General features: G+C 70.0%; 20 protein-coding genes. 8 read left to right on the forward strand and 12 right to left on the reverse strand.

Translation table 11 applies throughout. From position 1 onward, the window contains the following. The first annotated feature begins 129 nt into the window (after positions 1 to 129). Positions 130 to 1,623, forward strand: a complete 1,494-nt coding sequence (locus VGT80_RS10945; protein ID WP_327455696.1) for an NAD(P)/FAD-dependent oxidoreductase — start codon at positions 130 to 132, stop codon at positions 1,621 to 1,623. Between the two features lie 35 nt (positions 1,624 to 1,658). Here VGT80_RS10945 and VGT80_RS10950 read toward each other — a convergent pair whose 3' ends face one another. Both VGT80_RS10950 and gcvA read right to left on the reverse strand, forming a co-directional pair. Then, positions 1,659 to 2,537, reverse strand: a complete 879-nt coding sequence (locus tag VGT80_RS10950) for a 3-hydroxybutyryl-CoA dehydrogenase (protein ID WP_327455698.1) — start codon at positions 2,535 to 2,537, stop codon at positions 1,659 to 1,661. A 129-nt stretch (positions 2,538 to 2,666) separates the two neighbouring features. Then, complete coding sequence (gene gcvA, locus VGT80_RS10955) at positions 2,667 to 3,566, reverse strand: transcriptional regulator GcvA (protein ID WP_327455700.1); 900 nt, start codon at positions 3,564 to 3,566, stop codon at positions 2,667 to 2,669. A gap of 134 nt (positions 3,567 to 3,700) precedes the next feature. Here gcvA and VGT80_RS10960 point away from each other — a divergent pair, with 134 nt between their 5' ends. Continuing rightward, entirely contained in the window at positions 3,701 to 4,045 is a 345-nt protein-coding gene (locus VGT80_RS10960) for a hypothetical protein (protein ID WP_327455702.1), read from the forward strand. 115 nt (positions 4,046 to 4,160) lie between these two features. Here the strand turns inward: VGT80_RS10960 and VGT80_RS10965 are convergent, their stop codons facing one another. Further along, positions 4,161 to 5,105, reverse strand: a complete 945-nt coding sequence (locus VGT80_RS10965; protein ID WP_327455704.1) for an electron transfer flavoprotein subunit alpha/FixB family protein — start codon at positions 5,103 to 5,105, stop codon at positions 4,161 to 4,163. Continuing rightward, complete coding sequence (locus tag VGT80_RS10970; RefSeq protein ID WP_327455706.1) at positions 5,106 to 5,855, reverse strand: electron transfer flavoprotein subunit beta/FixA family protein; 750 nt, start codon at positions 5,853 to 5,855, stop codon at positions 5,106 to 5,108. Positions 5,856 to 6,008: 153 nt separating this feature from the next. Between VGT80_RS10970 and VGT80_RS10975 the strand changes: the two genes are divergently transcribed. After that, entirely contained in the window at positions 6,009 to 6,299 is a 291-nt protein-coding gene (locus VGT80_RS10975) for a hypothetical protein (protein WP_327455708.1), read from the forward strand. Positions 6,300 to 6,386: 87 nt separating this feature from the next. On the opposite strand, the gene VGT80_RS10980 is transcribed toward VGT80_RS10975, so the two are convergent. Together VGT80_RS10980 and VGT80_RS10985 are read right to left on the reverse strand one after the other, a co-directional pair. After that, positions 6,387 to 6,962 carry a cob(I)yrinic acid a,c-diamide adenosyltransferase gene (locus VGT80_RS10980; protein ID WP_327455710.1) on the reverse strand — a complete coding sequence of 192 codons (576 nt, stop codon included), beginning with the start codon at positions 6,960 to 6,962 and terminating at the stop codon, positions 6,387 to 6,389. A gap of 9 nt (positions 6,963 to 6,971) precedes the next feature. Beyond that, positions 6,972 to 7,169, reverse strand: a complete 198-nt coding sequence (locus VGT80_RS10985) for a twin transmembrane helix small protein (RefSeq protein WP_327455712.1) — start codon at positions 7,167 to 7,169, stop codon at positions 6,972 to 6,974. A gap of 306 nt (positions 7,170 to 7,475) precedes the next feature. Between VGT80_RS10985 and VGT80_RS10990 the strand changes: the two genes are divergently transcribed. Together VGT80_RS10990 and VGT80_RS10995 are read left to right on the forward strand one after the other, a co-directional pair. Next, positions 7,476 to 8,126: a TetR/AcrR family transcriptional regulator gene (locus VGT80_RS10990; protein WP_327455714.1), complete on the forward strand. Its 651-nt coding sequence runs from the start codon at positions 7,476 to 7,478 to the stop codon at positions 8,124 to 8,126. A gap of 15 nt (positions 8,127 to 8,141) precedes the next feature. Next, the gene (locus tag VGT80_RS10995; RefSeq protein ID WP_327455716.1) at positions 8,142 to 8,825 is read left to right on the forward strand and encodes a TetR/AcrR family transcriptional regulator; all 684 of its coding nucleotides are present in this window, start codon (positions 8,142 to 8,144) and stop codon (positions 8,823 to 8,825) included. Here VGT80_RS10995 and VGT80_RS11000 read toward each other — a convergent pair. Next, positions 8,822 to 10,468 (reverse strand): acyl-CoA dehydrogenase family protein, encoded by a 1,647-nt coding sequence (locus VGT80_RS11000; protein WP_327455718.1) that lies wholly within the window; start codon positions 10,466 to 10,468, stop codon positions 8,822 to 8,824. The genes VGT80_RS10995 and VGT80_RS11000 overlap by 4 nt on opposite strands. 77 nt (positions 10,469 to 10,545) lie before the next feature. Here VGT80_RS11000 and VGT80_RS11005 point away from each other — a divergent pair, with 77 nt between their 5' ends. After that, on the forward strand, positions 10,546 to 11,172 hold the full coding sequence (locus VGT80_RS11005; RefSeq protein ID WP_327455720.1) for a glutathione S-transferase family protein: 627 nt from the start codon (positions 10,546 to 10,548) through the stop codon (positions 11,170 to 11,172). A gap of 3 nt (positions 11,173 to 11,175) precedes the next feature. On the opposite strand, the gene VGT80_RS11010 is transcribed toward VGT80_RS11005, so the two are convergent. From VGT80_RS11010 to VGT80_RS11020, 3 genes are all read right to left on the reverse strand, one after another. Further along, on the reverse strand, positions 11,176 to 11,727 hold the full coding sequence (locus VGT80_RS11010) for a hypothetical protein (protein ID WP_327455722.1): 552 nt from the start codon (positions 11,725 to 11,727) through the stop codon (positions 11,176 to 11,178). A gap of 1 nt (position 11,728) precedes the next feature. Continuing rightward, the gene (locus VGT80_RS11015) at positions 11,729 to 12,523 is read right to left on the reverse strand and encodes an alpha/beta hydrolase (protein ID WP_327455723.1); all 795 of its coding nucleotides are present in this window, start codon (positions 12,521 to 12,523) and stop codon (positions 11,729 to 11,731) included. A gap of 159 nt (positions 12,524 to 12,682) precedes the next feature. After that, positions 12,683 to 13,540, reverse strand: coding sequence for a M15 family metallopeptidase (locus VGT80_RS11020; protein WP_327455725.1), 858 nt, complete (start codon positions 13,538 to 13,540; stop codon positions 12,683 to 12,685). Positions 13,541 to 13,628: 88 nt separating this feature from the next. Here VGT80_RS11020 and VGT80_RS11025 point away from each other — a divergent pair, with 88 nt between their 5' ends. Further along, on the forward strand, positions 13,629 to 14,852 hold the full coding sequence (locus VGT80_RS11025; protein ID WP_327455727.1) for a L,D-transpeptidase: 1,224 nt from the start codon (positions 13,629 to 13,631) through the stop codon (positions 14,850 to 14,852). Here VGT80_RS11025 and VGT80_RS11030 read toward each other — a convergent pair. Continuing rightward, the gene (locus tag VGT80_RS11030) at positions 14,812 to 15,909 is read right to left on the reverse strand and encodes an aromatic ring-hydroxylating dioxygenase subunit alpha (RefSeq protein WP_327455729.1); all 1,098 of its coding nucleotides are present in this window, start codon (positions 15,907 to 15,909) and stop codon (positions 14,812 to 14,814) included. The genes VGT80_RS11025 and VGT80_RS11030 overlap by 41 nt on opposite strands. Positions 15,910 to 16,016: 107 nt before the next feature. Here VGT80_RS11030 and VGT80_RS11035 point away from each other — a divergent pair, with 107 nt between their 5' ends. After that, positions 16,017 to 16,412 carry a hypothetical protein gene (locus tag VGT80_RS11035; RefSeq protein WP_327455731.1) on the forward strand — a complete coding sequence of 132 codons (396 nt, stop codon included), beginning with the start codon at positions 16,017 to 16,019 and terminating at the stop codon, positions 16,410 to 16,412. On the opposite strand, the gene VGT80_RS11040 is transcribed toward VGT80_RS11035, so the two are convergent. After that, positions 16,398 to 16,616, reverse strand: a 219-nt coding sequence (locus tag VGT80_RS11040) for an alpha-glucosidase C-terminal domain-containing protein (RefSeq protein WP_327455733.1), incomplete at its 5' end; no start/stop codon positions are given. The two genes, VGT80_RS11035 and VGT80_RS11040, sit on opposite strands and share 15 nt — an antisense overlap.

Consider the following 16,616-nt stretch of genomic DNA (forward strand, 5'->3'; position numbering starts at 1 on the left):
GTGTCGAATGGATTAAGCCGGGCGGGACGCGGCGCCGCAGGCCTCGAAACGCTGGTCTTCGGCCCGCATATATGTGATCAGCGATAAGGTATCGGGCGAGACCCCCAGAGGAACCGGCAAGGGACCCAGATGGCCGACCAGCATTTCGACGTGGTGATCGTGGGCGCGGGGCTCTCCGGGATCGGGGCCGCCTACCACCTCCAGACCGAGGCGCCGGACCGGTCCTATGTGATCCTCGAAGGCCGCGCGGCGATCGGCGGCACCTGGGACCTGTTCCGCTATCCGGGCGTCCGCTCCGACAGCGACATGTACACCCTGGGCTACAACTTCAAACCGTGGCGCGAGGCCAAGGCCATCGCCGACGGGCCCTCGATCCTGCGCTACGTCCGCGACACCGCGCGCGAGAACGGCATCGAGCCGCACATCCGCTACGGGCATCGGGTGACGGGCGCGGCCTGGTCGAGCGCCGACGCCGCCTGGACGGTCGAAACCGCGGGCCCCGACGGCCAGCCGGTCCGCTTCACCTGCGGCTTCCTGTTCCTGTGCGGCGGCTACTACGACTACGAGGCTGGCTACACGCCGGAGTTCCCCGGCCGCGATCGTTTCAAGGGTCGCATCGTCCATCCGCAGCACTGGCCGGCCGACCTGGACTATGCCGGCAAGCAGGTGGTGGTGATCGGCTCGGGCGCGACCGCGGTGACGCTCGTGCCGGAGATGGCGCGCACGGCGGGCCACGTGACCATGCTGCAGCGTTCGCCGACCTACGTGGTTTCGCGCCCGGCCGAGGACAAGGCGGCCAACTGGCTGCGCGAGCATCTGCCGGCCCAGCTGGCCTACCAGCTGGTGCGATGGCGCAACGTCCTGATGGGCATGTACTTCTACCGGCTGACGCGGAAGAAACCGGCGCAGGTCAAGGCCGCGATCCTGAAGATGGTCAGCGACCAGCTCGGCCCGGACTACGACGTCGCGACCCATTTCACGCCCACCTACAATCCCTGGGACCAGCGACTCTGCCTGGTGCCGGACGCCGATCTCTTCGAGGCGATCAAGGCCGGCGCCGCCTCGGTCGCCACCGACCACATCGAGGCCTTCACGGAAGACGGCATCCGGCTGACATCGGGCAAGACCCTGCCGGCCGACGTCATCGTCACGGCGACGGGCTTGAACCTGAAGGTGCTGAACGGCGTCGACCTGACCGTCGATGGCCGGCCCGTCGATCCGTCGAAGACGCTCTCCTACAAGGGGATGATGTACGAGGGGGTCCCGAATCTCGCGTCCTCGTTCGGCTACACCAACGCTTCCTGGACGCTGAAGTGCGACCTGACGTGCGAGTACGTGACGCGCCTCTTGAACCACATGAAGGCCACCGGGACCCGCCAGGTCACCCCGGTGAACACCGATCCGGATATCGAGCGACTGCCCTGGCTCGACTTCTCGTCGGGCTATGTGCAGCGCGCCATGGCCAAGTTCCCCAAGCAGGGATCGAAGGCGCCCTGGAAGCTGCACCAGAACTACGCGCTCGACCTGATGAACCTGCGTTACGCCAAGCTCGAGGATGGGGTGCTGGAATTCTCCAACCCGGTTCCGCGGCGCAATTCCGAGACCGTGAAGGAAGCGGCGTAAAATCCCTCCCCCGCTGGGGGAGGGGAGCATCTAGATCACCGCGTGGGAACCGGCGTCTCGCCGCGATAGTCGTAGAAGCCGCGGCCGGTCTTGCGGCCGAGCCAGCCGGCCTCGACGTATTTCACCAGCAGCGGGCAGGGCCGGTACTTGCTGTCCGACAGGCCCTCGTAGAGCACGTTCATGATCGACAGCACCGTGTCCAAGCCGATGAAGTCGCCGAGTTCCAGTGGGCCCATCGGGTGGTTGGCGCCCAGGTGCATGGCCGTGTCGATGGCCTCCACCGTGCCGACGCCTTCGTAGAGGGTGTAGATCGCCTCATTGATCATCGGCACCAGGATGCGGTTGACGATGAAGGCCGGGAAGTCTTCGGAATTGGCGGTGGTCTTGCCCAGCGACTGGGCGAAGGCGACAGCGGCCTCGTAGGTGGGCGCGTCGGTGGCGATGCCGCGGATGATCTCCACCAGCTTCATCAGCGGCGCCGGGTTCATGAAGTGCAGGCCGATGAACCGCTCGGGGCGGTCGGTGGCCGAGGCCAGGCGGGTGATCGAGATCGACGACGTATTGGAGGCCAGCAATGTCTTGTCCGACAGGTGCGGCTGCAGCGCCTTGAAGATGGTCTTCTTCAGCTCCTCGTCCTCGGTGGCGGCCTCGATGGCGAGATCGGTCTTGCCCACCGCCTGCAGTTCCGCCGCCGGCTTGATGCGGCCCAGCGCCTGGTCCATCGCGGCCTGGTCGATGAGGCCGCGCACCACTTGGCGCGAGAGGTTGCGCTTGATGATCTCGAGACCGGCGTCGAGCCGCTCGGCGCTGACGTCGTGCAGCAGGACGTCATAGCCGCCCAGCGCGCAGACATGGGCGATGCCCGTGCCCATCTGGCCCGCGCCGATGACGCCGACCTGCTTGATTTGAACCATCCGGCGAAGCCTCGAGCCGCTCGAAGAAATGTCCGGGGCCGCGATCGCGTCGCCCCGCAAGGGCGAGCTTTCTAACACGCGTTTGCCGCCCTGCGGCAATCCTTTTGCTGCGCCGCAGCGTGAAGGCTGTCAGGCCGTGGCGGCCTCGCGCGGCTCCGAGGCGCGCACCTCGGCCGTGAGCCAGTCGCGCAGCGCCCGGATGCGGGGCAGTTTGCGGCTGTCGGCGCGCCAGACGACGAAGAAGCCGAACTCCGAGGCGAGCTCGGTCTCCAACACCCGGACCAGCCGGCCGCTGGCCAGGTCCGGGGCGATCAAGCCGCTGCGGGCCAGGGCCACGCCCATCCCCTCCGCCGCGGCCTCCAGCGCCACGAGGGAATCGTCGACCACCGGTCCGCGCTGCGGCGGCGCCTCGAGGCCGAAGGCGTCGAACCACAGGCTCCAGGGGCGATGGCGGCTATGCACCAGCGGCGCGGTCTGCAGATCCTGCGGCCGGCGGATGGGGTGGCTGTTGGCCAGCTTCGGACTGCACACCGGAAACAGGGTCTCGGTGAACAGCCGCGTTGTCTCGAGTCCGGCCCAGTGGCCGCCGCCGTAGCGGATCGCCACGTCGACGCCGTCGGTGGTCAGGTCGGCGCGCCGCTCCTCGGAGCGCAGCTCCAGGTTCGCCCCGGCGGGATCGGCGAGCAGGCGGGCGAGCCGGGCCGGCAGCCAGCGGGTGGCGAACTGCGGGTCCATGCTGATCACCAGCGGATCGCACTCCGCCGAGCAGGAGAAGTCGGCGACCGCCTCGCGCAGGATGGCCACGCCGCGAGCGACTTCCTGGGCCAGCCTCAGGGCCTCGGGCGTCGGCTCCATGGCGTTGCCGCGCCGCTCGAACAGCCGCGCGCCCAGTTCGGCCTCCAGCTTGCGGATCTGCTGGCTCACCGCCCCATGGGTCACCGTCAGCTCCTGGGCGGCGCGGCTGTAGCTGCGATGCCGGGCGGCGGCCTCAAGGGCGCGAAGCGCGAAGAAGGGCGGCAGGCGGACCATACGGCTTAGCTGGTGGTTGTTAGCCGCAGTAACAACCCCGCGCAAAATCTATCGTTCGTGAAGCCGGCCGGCCAAGCCTATATCCAATCCAACGACGCGCCGGAACTTATCAGTCAATACAAAGGACTATCGCCATGAAGAAGCAACTTCTTGGAATGATGGCGGCTGGCCTCCTGCTCACTGCGGGCGCTGCCCAAGCCGCTGTCGATCCCCAGGTCCAGGCCTTCGTCGACCACGTCCAGGCGCAGGTGCAGGCCAAGGTGAACGACTGCGGCGTCGATCTCGCCCGCAGCCCGGTCAAGATCACCGGCTACATCGAGCCCGATGGCCGCCTCAAGAGCATCCATGTCGAGAGCGCCGATGGCGGTCGTGCGTCCGAGGCGAGCATCGTCGCGGCGGTCCGCAAGGTCCGGGTCGACGACGTTCCGGCGGGGCTGATCGACGCCAAGCTGACCATCTACCTGGGTCACGGCGGCTAGCCGCTGAGCCACTCGAGGCCGGCGCCGCCCCAATGGCGCGGGTTTCGGGCAAAGGGGCGGCTCCTTGCGGTGGAGTCGCCCCTTTCTTTTTGGCCGGAGGGCCTGGTCGGCTGGGCTACTTGCCGGCCGCCGACAGCGCGGTCATCAGCTCGGGCACGGCGGTCTTGTAGTCGGCCACCAGGCCGTAGTCGGCGACCTGGAAGATCGGCGCGTCGGCGTCCTTGTTGATCGCCACGATCACTTTGGAATCCTTCATGCCGGCCAGGTGCTGGATGGCGCCCGAGATGCCGATGGCGATGTAGAGCTCCGGCGCCACCACCTTGCCGGTCTGGCCGACCTGGTAGTCGTTGGGCGCATAGCCGGCGTCCACCGCGGCGCGGGAGGCGCCTACGGCGGCGCCCAGCTTGTCGGCCAGCGGCTCGATGACCTTCTGGAACTCCTCGGCCGAGCCCATGGCGCGGCCGCCGGAGACCACGATCTTGGCCGCGGTCAGCTCGGGCCGCTCGCTCTTCACCAGTTGCTGGTTCACGAAGTGGGTCTTGGCCGGGGCGGCCGGGGCGGGGACGGTCTCCACCTTGGCCGAGCCGCCGTCGCCCGCCGCCTTGAAGGCGGTCGGCCGCACGGTGATCACCTGCTTGGCGTCCGAGGACTGCACGGTCTCCAGCGCGTTGCCGGCGTAGATCGGCCGCACGAAGGTCTTGGCGTCCACCACCTCGATGACGTCGGAGATCTGCGCCACATCGAGCTTGGCGGCGATGCGGGGCGAGAGGTTGCGGCCCTGCGAGGTCGAGGGCGTCAGGATGGCGTCGTAGTTCGCGGCCAGCGGCACGACCAGGGCCTCGAAGGCCTCGGCCAGGCCCTGGCCCAGCTCGGCGCTCTCGGCGAGCAACACCTTGCGGACGCCGGCGATCTTGGCGGCGGCGTCGGCGACGGCCTTGGCCCCTTGGCCGGCGACCAGCACGTCCACGTCGCCCGACAGCTTCTGGGCCGCGGTCACCGTCTTGGCCGTGTCTTCCTTGAGCGTCGCGTTGTCGTGATCGGCGATGACGAGAACGGCCATCTAGAGAACCCCCGCTTCGTTCTTCAGCTTGGCGACCAGATCGGCCGCCGTCTCAACCTTGACGCCGCCGGACCGCTTCGGCGGCTCGGTGACCTTGACCACCTTGAGGCGCGGCGCGGTATCGACGCCCAGGGAGGCCAGCTCCTTGATGTCGAGGGGCTTCTTCTTGGCCTTCATGATGTTGGGCAGGCTCGCGTAGCGCGGCTCGTTGAGGCGCAGGTCGGCGGTGACGATCGCCGGCAGGCTCACTTCCAGGGTCTGCAGGCCGCCGTCCACCTCGCGGGTCACCTTGGCCTTGCCGGCCGACAGCTCGACGGCGCTGGCGAAGGTCGCCTGCGGCCAGCCGAGGATGGCGGCCAGCATCTGGCCGGTGGCGGCGTTGTCGCCGTCGATGGCCTGCTTGCCCATGATCACCACGTCGGGGCTTTCCTCGCCGATCACCGCCTGCAGGACCTTGGCGACGGCCAGCGGCTCCAGATCCTCGGTGGTCTGCACCAGGATGGCGCGGTCCGCGCCCATGGCCAGCGCCGTGCGAAGGGTCTCCTGCGCCTGGGCCGGGCCGATGGAGACGGCGACGACCTCGGTCGCGGCGCCCTTCTCCTTCTGGCGCACGGCCTCCTCGACGGCGATCTCGTCGAAGGGGTTCATGGACATCTTCACATTGGCGAGGTCGACGCCCGTCTGGTCGGACTTCACCCGCGCCTTGACGTTGTAATCGATCACCCGCTTGACCGGGACCAACACCTTCATGGGGGCGCCTCAAATCGAATTGGCAATAATGGGGTCGCAGCGGGCAATAACGCTTCTCGCGCGCATTGCAAGCCGCCCCTGTTCGCAGGCGCCGCAATTCAGCCCGAACGGTGGACTAGCGAGCCCGCCGCCCGATCCGCTAGAAGACCTCCCATGAACCCGGTCATCGACCGCCTCAAACTGATCTTCGTCGGCGTCTTCCTGGTGGCCAATATCGTCATGCTCGTCTGGGAGTTCGGCTGGGTCATGCCGCGCGAGAATTGCGAGAAGGCCCACAAGTGGTGGGACGGCGGCCAGAGGGTCTGCGCCCAGCCGATCCTGATCTCCGACATCACCGGCCGGGTGATCGACAACCCCAAGGCCCGCGCCGAGGCCCTGAAGGCGATCGGCCGGGCGCCGGCGGCGAAGGCCGCGCCAGCGCCGGCCAAGCCCGCGGCGAAGTAGGGGCGCAGGCCCAGCGGCAACCGGCCTAGACCCTCGCTCCTCTCCCGGCCGCTCCCATGGCGCCGGGCGCCTAAGAGAGGGGCGGGTTCAGCGCGTCTTCCCCGATTGCCAGAACACCTCCGCGGCGCCGCCGTCGTTGGCGTGGCGGGCGGCGACGAACAGCAGGTCGGAGAGGCGGTTGAGGTAGCGCAGCGCCGGTCCGCTGACCGGCTCGCCGGCCTCGATCAGGCGCACGGCGGCCCGCTCGGCGCGGCGGCAGACGGTGCGCGCCAGGTGCAGGGCCGCGGCGGCCGGCGTACCGCCCGGCAGGACGAAGGACGTCAGCGCCGGCAGCTCGCCATTGAGGGCGTCGATCTCGCCCTCCAGCCGCGTCACCTGGGCGTCGCTGACCCGCAGCACCGTCCCCTCGACCTCCTCGGGCCTGGGCGGGGTCGCGAGGTCGGCGCCGAGGTCGAACAGCTCGTTCTGCAGACGCGCCAGCATCGCGTCGAAGGCGCCGGCGCCTGCGGTGTGCAGCCGCGCCAGCCCCAGGCAGGCGTTGGTCTCGTCGACCGCGCCGTAGGCCTCCACCCGCAGGTCGGCCTTGGAGACCTGCTGGCCTGTGGCGAGGCGGGTCTGCCCGGTGTCGCCGGCGCGGGTGTAGATGCGATTGAGCGTGACCACGAGGCGCCGTCAGCTCCGCGAGCGCCACCAGAAGGCGGCGACCAGCACGACGATGGCGATGAACTGCATCAGCACCCGCAGCCGCATCAGCTTGTTGGAATAGGACCGGCCGAACTCGCCGCCCCGGAACAGGGCGTAGATGCCGAAGCCGAGGACCAGCGTCACGGCGGCCAGGGCGGCGGGGATCAGGAAGCTGAAGACGTCCATCGTTTCGACCTTAAGACCCATTCTGAGCCGCCGCTATCGGCGAAAGCGGGCGTCATCGCTTGACGAAGGCGTCGGCGATCATGTTCAACAACCGTCATTCGTTGAGTCGCGTCGAATTTCGGCCGCACTCGCATTCCATATCGCCTCAGAGACCGCTTTTCGGTGCGATCACCCGGCCCAAAGCCTTGATTCGTCGCCATTTGCAGGCTGCCCCGGAATCGCGTAACGGGGTATCTGAACGTGTTCACCCAACCCTGCTCGGTCGCGCCGCAGTGGGATCAGAGGACGGTCCTCCCCGTCAGACACATGAAGCACATCTCCCCCAATCAAGTCGCCGGCGAGACCGCCGTCAAGATGCCCACCCGCCGGGCGCTGGCCAAGCAGCATACCCGCGCCAAGGTGCTGGCGGCCGCTCGTCGGCTGTTCAGTGAAAGCGGTTACGAAGGCGCCACGATCCGCGACATCGCCGCGGAAGCCGGCATGTCCACCGGCGCGGTGTTCGCCAACTTCACCGACAAGTCGGACCTGTTCCGCGAGATCATGGGCGCCGACATGGCGAGCCTCGCCGAGGCCATGCACGAGGCGGCCGGCCGCGGCCGAGGCGTCGAAGACGTCCTGCTCAAGATGTTCACCGCCGGCTATGCCTTTTACAAGGGCCAGCTGCCGCTCGCCCGCGCCGCCTTCAGCGTCTCCTGGGCGCCGCAGGACGGGCCGGTGCTGCGCAACGCCCCGCAGGTCGGCAGCCTGCTGGACCTGATCACCGAGCAGCTGACGCTGGGGGTCCAGCGCGGCGAACTCAGCCAGGAAGCCGAGATCAAGCTGCGCTCGCAGATGCTGTTCGACGCCTATCTGTCGAACTATCCGCAGGCGATCTTCGAAGGCTGGAGCCTGGACGCCCTGCAGGCGCGCTCGCGCGACCAGATCCGCATCCTGCTGGCAGGCGCGCGCCGCGGCTAAGGGCCCCTCCCACGCATGAGCACCGAGCTCAACGGCCCCCGGCGCGTCGTCGCCCGCAACCCTCGCCGACCGGCTCGGCCGGCGCAGGTGGCGACGTCGTCGCCGCGCCAGACGCAGAAGGCGGCGACCCGCAACCGCGTCATCGAGGCGGCCCGCGAGCTGTTCGACACCCAGGGCTACCAGGGGACCACCATCCGCGAGATCGCCAGCCATGCCGGCGTCTCGGTGGGCAGCGTGTTCACGACCTTCGCCTCCAAGGGCGAGATCCTCAGCCAGGTCATGGAAGGGCGGCTGGAGGGCTTCTATGCCGAGCTCGACCGGCTGGCGCCGCATCTGCGCGGCTCGACCGCCGACCGGCTGCGCTCGATCTATGCGATCTTCTTCGCGGTCGAGGCGCCCAGGACCAGGCTCTTCCTGTCGCACATCGCCGCCGCCTTCGACTGGACCCTGACCTCCACGGCCCGTCCCTACGGGCGCAACGAACGGGTGCGGGCGCTGCTCCTGGAAACCCTCGTCAAGGGCCGCGAGGCCGGCGACGTCGATCCCGAGGCGGACCTCGCCGGCATCGTCGAGCTGCTGATCGCGGTCTACGGCTGGACCTACCACATGGTGGTCACCGAGGGCGCTGACACCCAGCGGATGACCGAGACCATGGACCGCCAGATCGGCCTGATCGCCGACGGGTTCCGACCGCGCTAGTTGGCGCCGTCCAGCAGGCGCCGGGCGATCACCTGGGCCTGGATTTCGCCGGCGCCTTCGAAGATGTTCAGGATGCGCGCGTCGGCCAGCAGGCGGCTGACCGGCTGCTCCACCGCAAACCCCGTTCCACCGTGGATCTGCACGGCGTTGTCCGCCGCCGCCCAGGCGACGCGCGCGGCCAGGAGCTTGGCCATGCCGGCTTCCAGGTCGCAGCGCCGGCCCTCGTCCTTGGCGCGCGCGGCGAACCAGGCCAGGCGCCGGGCCCCCATGATCTCCGCGGCCATCATGGCGAGCTTGTTGGCGACCCGCGGGAAGGCCGCCAGCGGCTCCCCGAACTGGCGGCGCGCCAGCGCGTAGTCGAGGCCGAGATCGAGCGCGTTCTGCGCCACGCCGATGGCCCGCGCCGCAGTCTGGATGCGGGCGCTCTCGAAAGTCGCCATCAGCTGGCCGAACCCTTGGCCGGGCTGGCCGCCCAGCAGGTCGGCATGGGCCACCTCGAAGCCGTCGAAGGCCAGCTCGTATTCGCGCATGCCGCGGTAGCCGATCACCGGGATCTCGCCGCCGCTCATCCCCCTCGCCGGGAACGGATCGGCGTCCGTCCCGCGCGGTTTCTGCGCCAGGAACATCGACAGGCCGCGATGGTCCTTCGAGGCCGGATCGGTCCGCACCAAGAGCGTCATCAGGTCGGCGCGCGCCGCGTGGGTGATCCAGGTCTTGGCGCCGGTCACCCGCCAGACGTCGCCGTCGCGCACGGCCCGCGTCCGTAGCGACGCCAGGTCGGAGCCGGCCTCGGGCTCGGTGAATACCGCCGTCGGGATGATCGCGCCCGAGCAGATGCCGGGCAGGAAGCGGGCCTTCTGATCCTCGGTCCCGTGCGCCAGGATGAGCTCGGCGGCGATCTCCGAGCGGGTGCCGAGCGAGCCCGTGCCGATCCAGCCGCGCGACAGGGCTTCGGAGACCACGCACATGGCGACCTTGCCGAGCCCTGAGCCGCCCCAGGCTTCCGGCGCGGTGAGGCCGAAGACGCCCAGCGCCCCGAGCTGCTCGAAGAGCTCGAGGGGGATCAGGGCATTGGCCAGGTGCCAGCCTTGCGCGAAAGGGCTGATCTTCGCCGCTGCGAAGGCGGTGAACTGCTCGCGCACCGCCTCCAGCGTCTCGTCGAGGCCGCTCGCCTCCAGCGACGGACGTCCCCGCGCCCGCTCGAGCAGGGCCACGATCCGGTGCTTCACCGCCTGGCCGGCCCCGGGTCGCAGGCGGTCGATCGCCGGCCCCAGCCGCTCGGTCCCCACGCCCAGGTCGGCGGGGCGGAAGGTTTCCCCCTGGTTCATCGCCACGCCGCCGGCCAGCTGGCTCAGATATTCAAAGGCCAGCAGCTGGGCGGGCAGGGCCTCGGCCTCGCCGAGCCGGCCCTGGGCCTCCAGATCGCGCGCCCAGGCCGCGGTCTGGCGCAGGGTCTGCGCATAGGCGGCGCACCAGCCGAGGCCATGGGCGGCGTGTTGCTCGCGGTCCAGCGCGGCGCGGTCCAGCCGACCGTCCGGCGCCACGCGCTCGGCCACCGCCCGCTGCAGCTCGGCGACGATCCCGGCGGCGGCCTCGGCGGCGCGGTCCAGCTCGGCGACCAGGTCGGGCAGGATCAGGCTCATGGCCTCACCATAGCCCAGCCTTGCCTTGCGCAGCGTAAGCGAGCTTTTTGTACCGCTGTTCTCCAAAGGAGCCGGCCATGATCGTCGTCCATCACCTCAACGACTCGCGCTCGCAGCGCATCCTGTGGCTGCTCGAAGAGCTCGGCGTGCCCTATGAGATCAAGTTCTACCAGCGCGACGCCACCACCCGCCTGGCCCCGCCGGAGCTGACCGCCATCCATCCGCTGGGCAAAAGCCCGGTGATCACCGACGGCGACCGGGTGGTGCATGAATCGGGCGCGATCATCGACTACATCATCCGCCGGCACGGCGGCGGCCGGCTGGCCCCGGCGCTGGGCTCCGAGGCCTACGAGACCTACCAGCAGTGGCTGCACTATGCCGAGGGCTCGGCCATGCTGCCGCTCCTGCTCTACATGTATGTCAGCCGGCTGGGCGAGGCGGGCAAGCCGCTGCACGCCCGCATCGACAGCGAGATCGCCAACCACATCGGCTATGTGAACACCTGCCTCGCCGGCCGCGACTGGCTGTCGGCCGACTTCTCCGCCGCCGACGTGCAGATGAGCTTCGTGGGCGAGGTGCTGCTGCCGTTCGGCCGGCTCGACGCCTATCCGAACATCAAGGCCTGGGTGAAGCGCTTCCAGGCCCGGCCGGCCTACAAGCGGGCCCTCGAGAAGGGCGGCGTCTACTCCTACGGAAACGCCTAGCGCCTAGCTTCCCGCGTCTTCGGCCAGCGCCGCGCGGAACTGCCGCGAAGCCCTCAGCCGCGCCGCGTAGCGGATTGGCCGCCGCGCCTTGAGCGGGAAGGCCGAATTCTTGAGCGAGCCCCGAGCGCCGCAATAGGCGGCGCAGCCGCCGTCCATGTCGCCGGCGAACACGGTCTGTCCCTCGCGGCGGATATGCATCACGCAGGCCGGCGCCCCGGCATAGGCCGGCGGCGGCTCGCGGCTGCGGTAGATGAGTTCGTCGCCGGCGCGGTGAGCGATGCCGTTGATGGCGCAGATGTGGCCGTTGAAGAACTCCAGATGCTCGCGGAAATAGGCGGCGTCCGGGCCGGTCGGCACGATCTCCAGAATATCCTCTGAGGCGTATTTGCGGCCGCTCACGTCGCCGTTCTCGAACTGGCGCTTGTAGACCCCGGCGAGCGCCTTCGGATCGAGGGCGGGCGGCGCCGCGGATCTTGCGGCATCGACGACGAGCAGGACGGCGGCAGCGGCAAGGGCGCGCCCGATCCATTTCACCATGGCGTCGCGGACCTCCAACCTAGAATCCCTCGGGGAAGTCCGGGTCCATCATCCCGTCCAGGAAGTCGAACACCGCGGCCTTGGTCAGCGCGTGCGGGATGGCCGAGAAGTGGTCGCAGCCCACGACGGTCACGCCATGGCCGCGCGGGAAGATGCGGGCCAGGTCCTCGGGGTCGCCGGCGCCTTCGTCGCGCTGGCCGGCCACGACCAGCACCGGCATCGGCAGGCCGCGCATGGCGTCCTGATCGAGGGGCGGGTTCCTGGCCTGGACGAAGGCGGCCAGGGCCTTGCGGTCCTCGCCCTGCTCGTCGGCGAACTGGCGGAAGCTCTTCAGCATCGGCTGGCTGATGGTCTCGGGATCGGCGGCCAGCAGCGCCTCAGACATCGGATTGCCGGTCACGCTCGGCGACGGCTCCAGCAGCTTGCCGCCCACCCCGCCGAGGATCAGGTTCGAAAACCGGTCGGGCGCCGTCATCGCCGTCTTCAGGGCGGTGCGCGTGCCCATCGAATAGCCGAACAGGTCGGCGCGCCCGACCTCGAGATGGTCCATCAGGGCCAGGGCGTCGGCGGCCAGCTTGTCGCGGGTGTAGGCCTGCGGGTCGTAGAGCTTGGCGCTCTCGCCGTGGCCGCGCTGGTCCAGGGCGATCACCCGCACGCGGCGCCGCTCGAAGGCGCCGTACCACCCGGTCCGCCGCCAGCCCTCATTGCGGTTGGAGGTGAAGCCGTGCAGCAGCACGATCGTCCGCTCCGCCCCGCCGGCCGGGCTGATGTCGTCATAGGCGAGGAGGACGCCGTCGTGGGTGAAGCTGGCCATGGGCGCAGCCTAGAGCGGGTTGAGCAAAAGTGGATCCACTTTTGCGCCCGCAACCCGCTCCGGATATTTGAATCTAGAGCACGATCCAGCCGTCAGGCGATTCCGCCTGACACCATCGTGCTCTAGGGGCGCAGGCGCGGGCTTGGCAAGCGCGCGGTGTCAGGGCGGCTCGCCGGTCCACTCCCAGTGCCAGGGCTCGAAGGGATAGGGCAGGAAGCCGAACCGGTCGGCATTGAGGACGAGCCAGCGATAGGCCGGCGTGCGGGCCATGGCGGCCCGGTTGGCGTCGTCCGTGGAGGTCGGGTCCTGGCCCGGCGCGTGGTCGAGGTAGAGGTCCATGGCCAGGCCTGTGCGGTGCGCCGAGCAGTGGGCGCGGGTCAGGGTGTTGCAGCCGCCCTGCGCGCAGCGCGCCGCCTCCTCGACCGGGCTTCGATAGCCCGAGACCAGCTTGAGCACCTCGCCGTGCACCAGGCCCTCGGCCCGCGCGGCGGCGACCAGCCGGCGATAGGCGGCGAGCGCGCCTTCGCGCAGCTGGATGGGCTTGCCGCCATAGCTCTCGGCGGGCGCCGCGTCGGCCAGCGCCGTGTCGGCGGGCGCGGCCGGGCACAGGCCCTTGGCGGTCTGCTGCACGAACGGCCGGCGCAGCGCCATGGCGTTGCGCAAGGGGGCGAAGTCGCCTTCCTTGACGATGCCGTCGGCGGGCAGTTGGTGGGCCGCCTGCCAGCGGGCCCAGGCGGCGGCGAACCCCGCGGTGGCGGGTCCGCAGCGCGTGCCGATCTCGCGGGCGATCAGCGGCGCATAGGTTTCCCAGCCGGTCTCGGCCCGGCCGAAGGGCGCCCAGGCGAGGCTGCTCAGCGAGCGGTCGTTGGCGGTGGCGGCGTCACGCCAGCCGGTCTGGCCGCAGGCCTCGGCCCTGGCCGCCGGCGCCGGCGGAAGCGGCGGCGGCGCGGCGGGCGCGGGCCGGTTCGGGCCATGCGAGGTCACCCGCCAGACGATCAGGGCCCCGATAAGCGCCACAATAACCAGGCCCCCGAGGAACCGCGCGATGTCTGACGCCTTGATCATTCGTCGCGTAGCAACGCGCGTCCCACCCCGAAAGTCCAACATGCAAGTTTTCCGGCCGGCGATGTCCAGCGCCCTGTTCTGGGGCGCCAGCCTTCTGGCCCTCGCTGCATGTTCCGATCCGCCGCGGCCCCCCGCGCAGTCCGTCGCCCAGGCGCAAGCCGCCGCCCCGGTCGCGGCGCCGCCGCCGAGCGTCGCTGTCGCCGATGCCCCCAGCCCGATCACACCGGTCACCGACCCGGGCCCCTTGGCGGCGCCGCCGCCGGCCCTGCCGGAGGGCGACGCCGCCCCCGCCGCCCAGGCGATCAACCAGTCCAGCCTGCCAGGGGCCGGCGCCCCCGCCGCGGCCAAGCGCGCCGCCCTGGTCCGCGCCGAGGTGCTCTTGGCCCGCGCCCGCTTCTCGCCCGGGGCGATCGACGGCCAGGACGGCGGCAATCTGAAGAACGCCGTGGCGGCCTTCGAGACCGCCAAGGGTCTGCCCGCCGACGGCCGGCTGACGCCCGAGGTCTGGACCGCCCTGACGACGGCCGACGCCGCGCCCGCCGTGGTCGCCTATGTGATCGCGCCGGAGGACGTGAAGGGGCCGTTCCTCGCGAGCATCCCGACCAAGTACGAGGACATGGCCAAGCTGGACCACCTGGGCTTCCTGAGCCCGCTGGAGGGCCTGGCCGAGAAGTTCCACATGGACCAGGCGCTGTTGAAGTCGCTGAACCCCGATGCGGACTTCGGCCAGGCGGGCACCAGGATCCTGGTCGCCGCGGCCGGGCCGGAGACCCTGCCCGCGCCGGTGGCCGCCATCGAGGTCGACAAGAACCAGCGCCAGGTGCGCGCCTTCGCCGCCGACGGGAGCCTCATCGCCACCTATCCGGCCACCGTGGGCTCGACCGAGCGGCCGGCCCCCACCGGGACCTTCACGGTCAATGGCGTGGCCCGCAATCCGACCTATACCTACGACCCCTCGCGCCTGACCTTCGGCGACAAGTCCATGGGCAAGCTGACCATCAAGCCCGGCCCGCACAATCCGGTGGGCGCGGTGTGGATCGACCTCTCGATCCCGACCTACGGCATCCACGGCGCGCCGGATCCGCGGCTGGTGGGCAAGACGGCGAGCCACGGTTGCGTGCGCCTGACCAACTGGGACATCCGCCAACTGGCGTCAGGCGTGAAGAAGGGCGCCAAGGTGACCTTCGTGGGCGTCGAGCGCCCACCCGGTCAGAAGGCCAAGCTCAACTCCGCCAGCGCAGGGTCATCGGCTCAACCGGGTTGACGAAGGCCCGGCCCTCGCGCCGGCTCGCGGCCCATTCGCGCTTCAGCTGGTGGTACCACTTGGCCTGCTTGTCGGCGTCGTCGACCCACAGCAGGGGCGGGTCGTATTTCAGCCCCTGGTTCTGCAGGTTCACCATGTCGCCGTCCTGGCGCAGGAAGGCGCGCGCCCCGGCCGCGATGAACGGCTTGAGGAAGACGAACGCCGGGTGGTCGGACCAGACGATCTGGGTGATCCGGGTCCGGGTCTGCGAGACCGGCGTCAGGCAGGTCAGCGACAGCACCTGGCGCTGGCCGACCGTGACATGTTCCCAGCGCAGGCCCGGGATGCGGAAGGTGATCTCGGTCAGCGGCTCCCCGCCGAGGATGGCGTAGGCTCTGGAGTTCTTCGACGGCTCGTGGCGGGCCATGGCGAAGCCCTGCTCGCGCGGCTCGAAACGCTTGGCCTTCTCGTGCTGGCTGGCTTTCGAGCGCCACCACCACTGCTGGTGCACATAGGGGCCGTGCGCCGGGTCCATCAGCCCGACCACCGCATGGTCGATATGGGCGTCGAATTCCATGCGGTCGACGAGCTTGGGGGCGCCGCCCACCACGCCGGGGAACACCGGCGGCGGTTCTGACGGCTCGGCCTCGCCGCGCGCGTCAGCGGCGACCCAGACGAAGACCAGCCCCTGGCTCTCGGCGATGGGATAGCGGCGCACGCGGATGCGGCTGACGTCCATGGCCTGGTCGTCCACCAGCGAGGGGATCGCCGCGCAGGCGCCGTCGGCCCGGAAGCGCCAGCCATGATAGGGGCACTCGACGGTCTCGGCGCCGGAAGCTTCCCGGTGGAAATGGCCCGACGACAGGGGCGCGGCGCGATGCGGGCAGATGTCGCGAAGCGCGAACAGCGCGCCGCCGTGCGAGCGACCCAGCAGCACCGGCTCGCCCAGCAGCTCGTAGCGCGCCATGCGGCCCGGCTTCAGCTCCGACGACAGGGCGGCGAAGTACCAGATGTCGGTGAGGAAGCCCTCGCCGAACCTCGCCTCCGACCGCGCGCTCTTGGCCTCACCGTCTGGCATGGATCGCTTCTATTCCCCCGCTGATCCCGGCGAAAGCCGGGAGCCAGGCCGAATCGCCGCACGGCCAGCTTGCGGCTAAGCTAGCGCATCGGAGGGAGGTCCAGACCATGGCACGGATCGAACGCGCGGCCCTGGCCGCAGGCGTCGCGGCTCTGCTGACGACCGCCGCCGCGGGGCAGACGGCCGACCCGATGGCCGGCTTCTATGGCCATCGGCTGAAGATCGAGCTCACAGCCGGTTATTGGACGGGGGTTCGCGTCTTCGCGCCGGATCACACCTATCGCGACTCCTACGACGCCGAGGGCGAGAAGGGCGTCACCTTCGGGCGCTGGACGGTGGAGGACGGCAAGATCTGCACCATCGCCCACGAGCCGGACGCCAAGCGGTTCTGCAATCTCGGGCTCGGCAAGCAGCCGGGCGACACCTGGATGGACAGCGATCCCTACACCGGCAATCGAATCCGCTTCTCGCTGGAGGCCGGCCCGGCCTCAGCCAAGCCTTAGGAAGACCGCGGCGTAAGGGCTGAGGCCCAGCGATCCGCCGCGCAGTTCGGCCTCGCCGGCGCGCATCGGCAGCAGTTCGGCGCCCTCCAGGGCGGCCAGCGTCGGGAAGGCGGGCGAGCCCGACAGGTTGAACACGCAGGCGATGCGCGCCTCGCCCTCGCGCCGCACGAACGCCAGGATCGGCTCCTCCGCCTCGAGGAATTC

The organism is Phenylobacterium sp. (genome assembly GCF_035944335.1).
Lineage (GTDB): Bacteria > Pseudomonadota > Alphaproteobacteria > Caulobacterales > Caulobacteraceae > Phenylobacterium.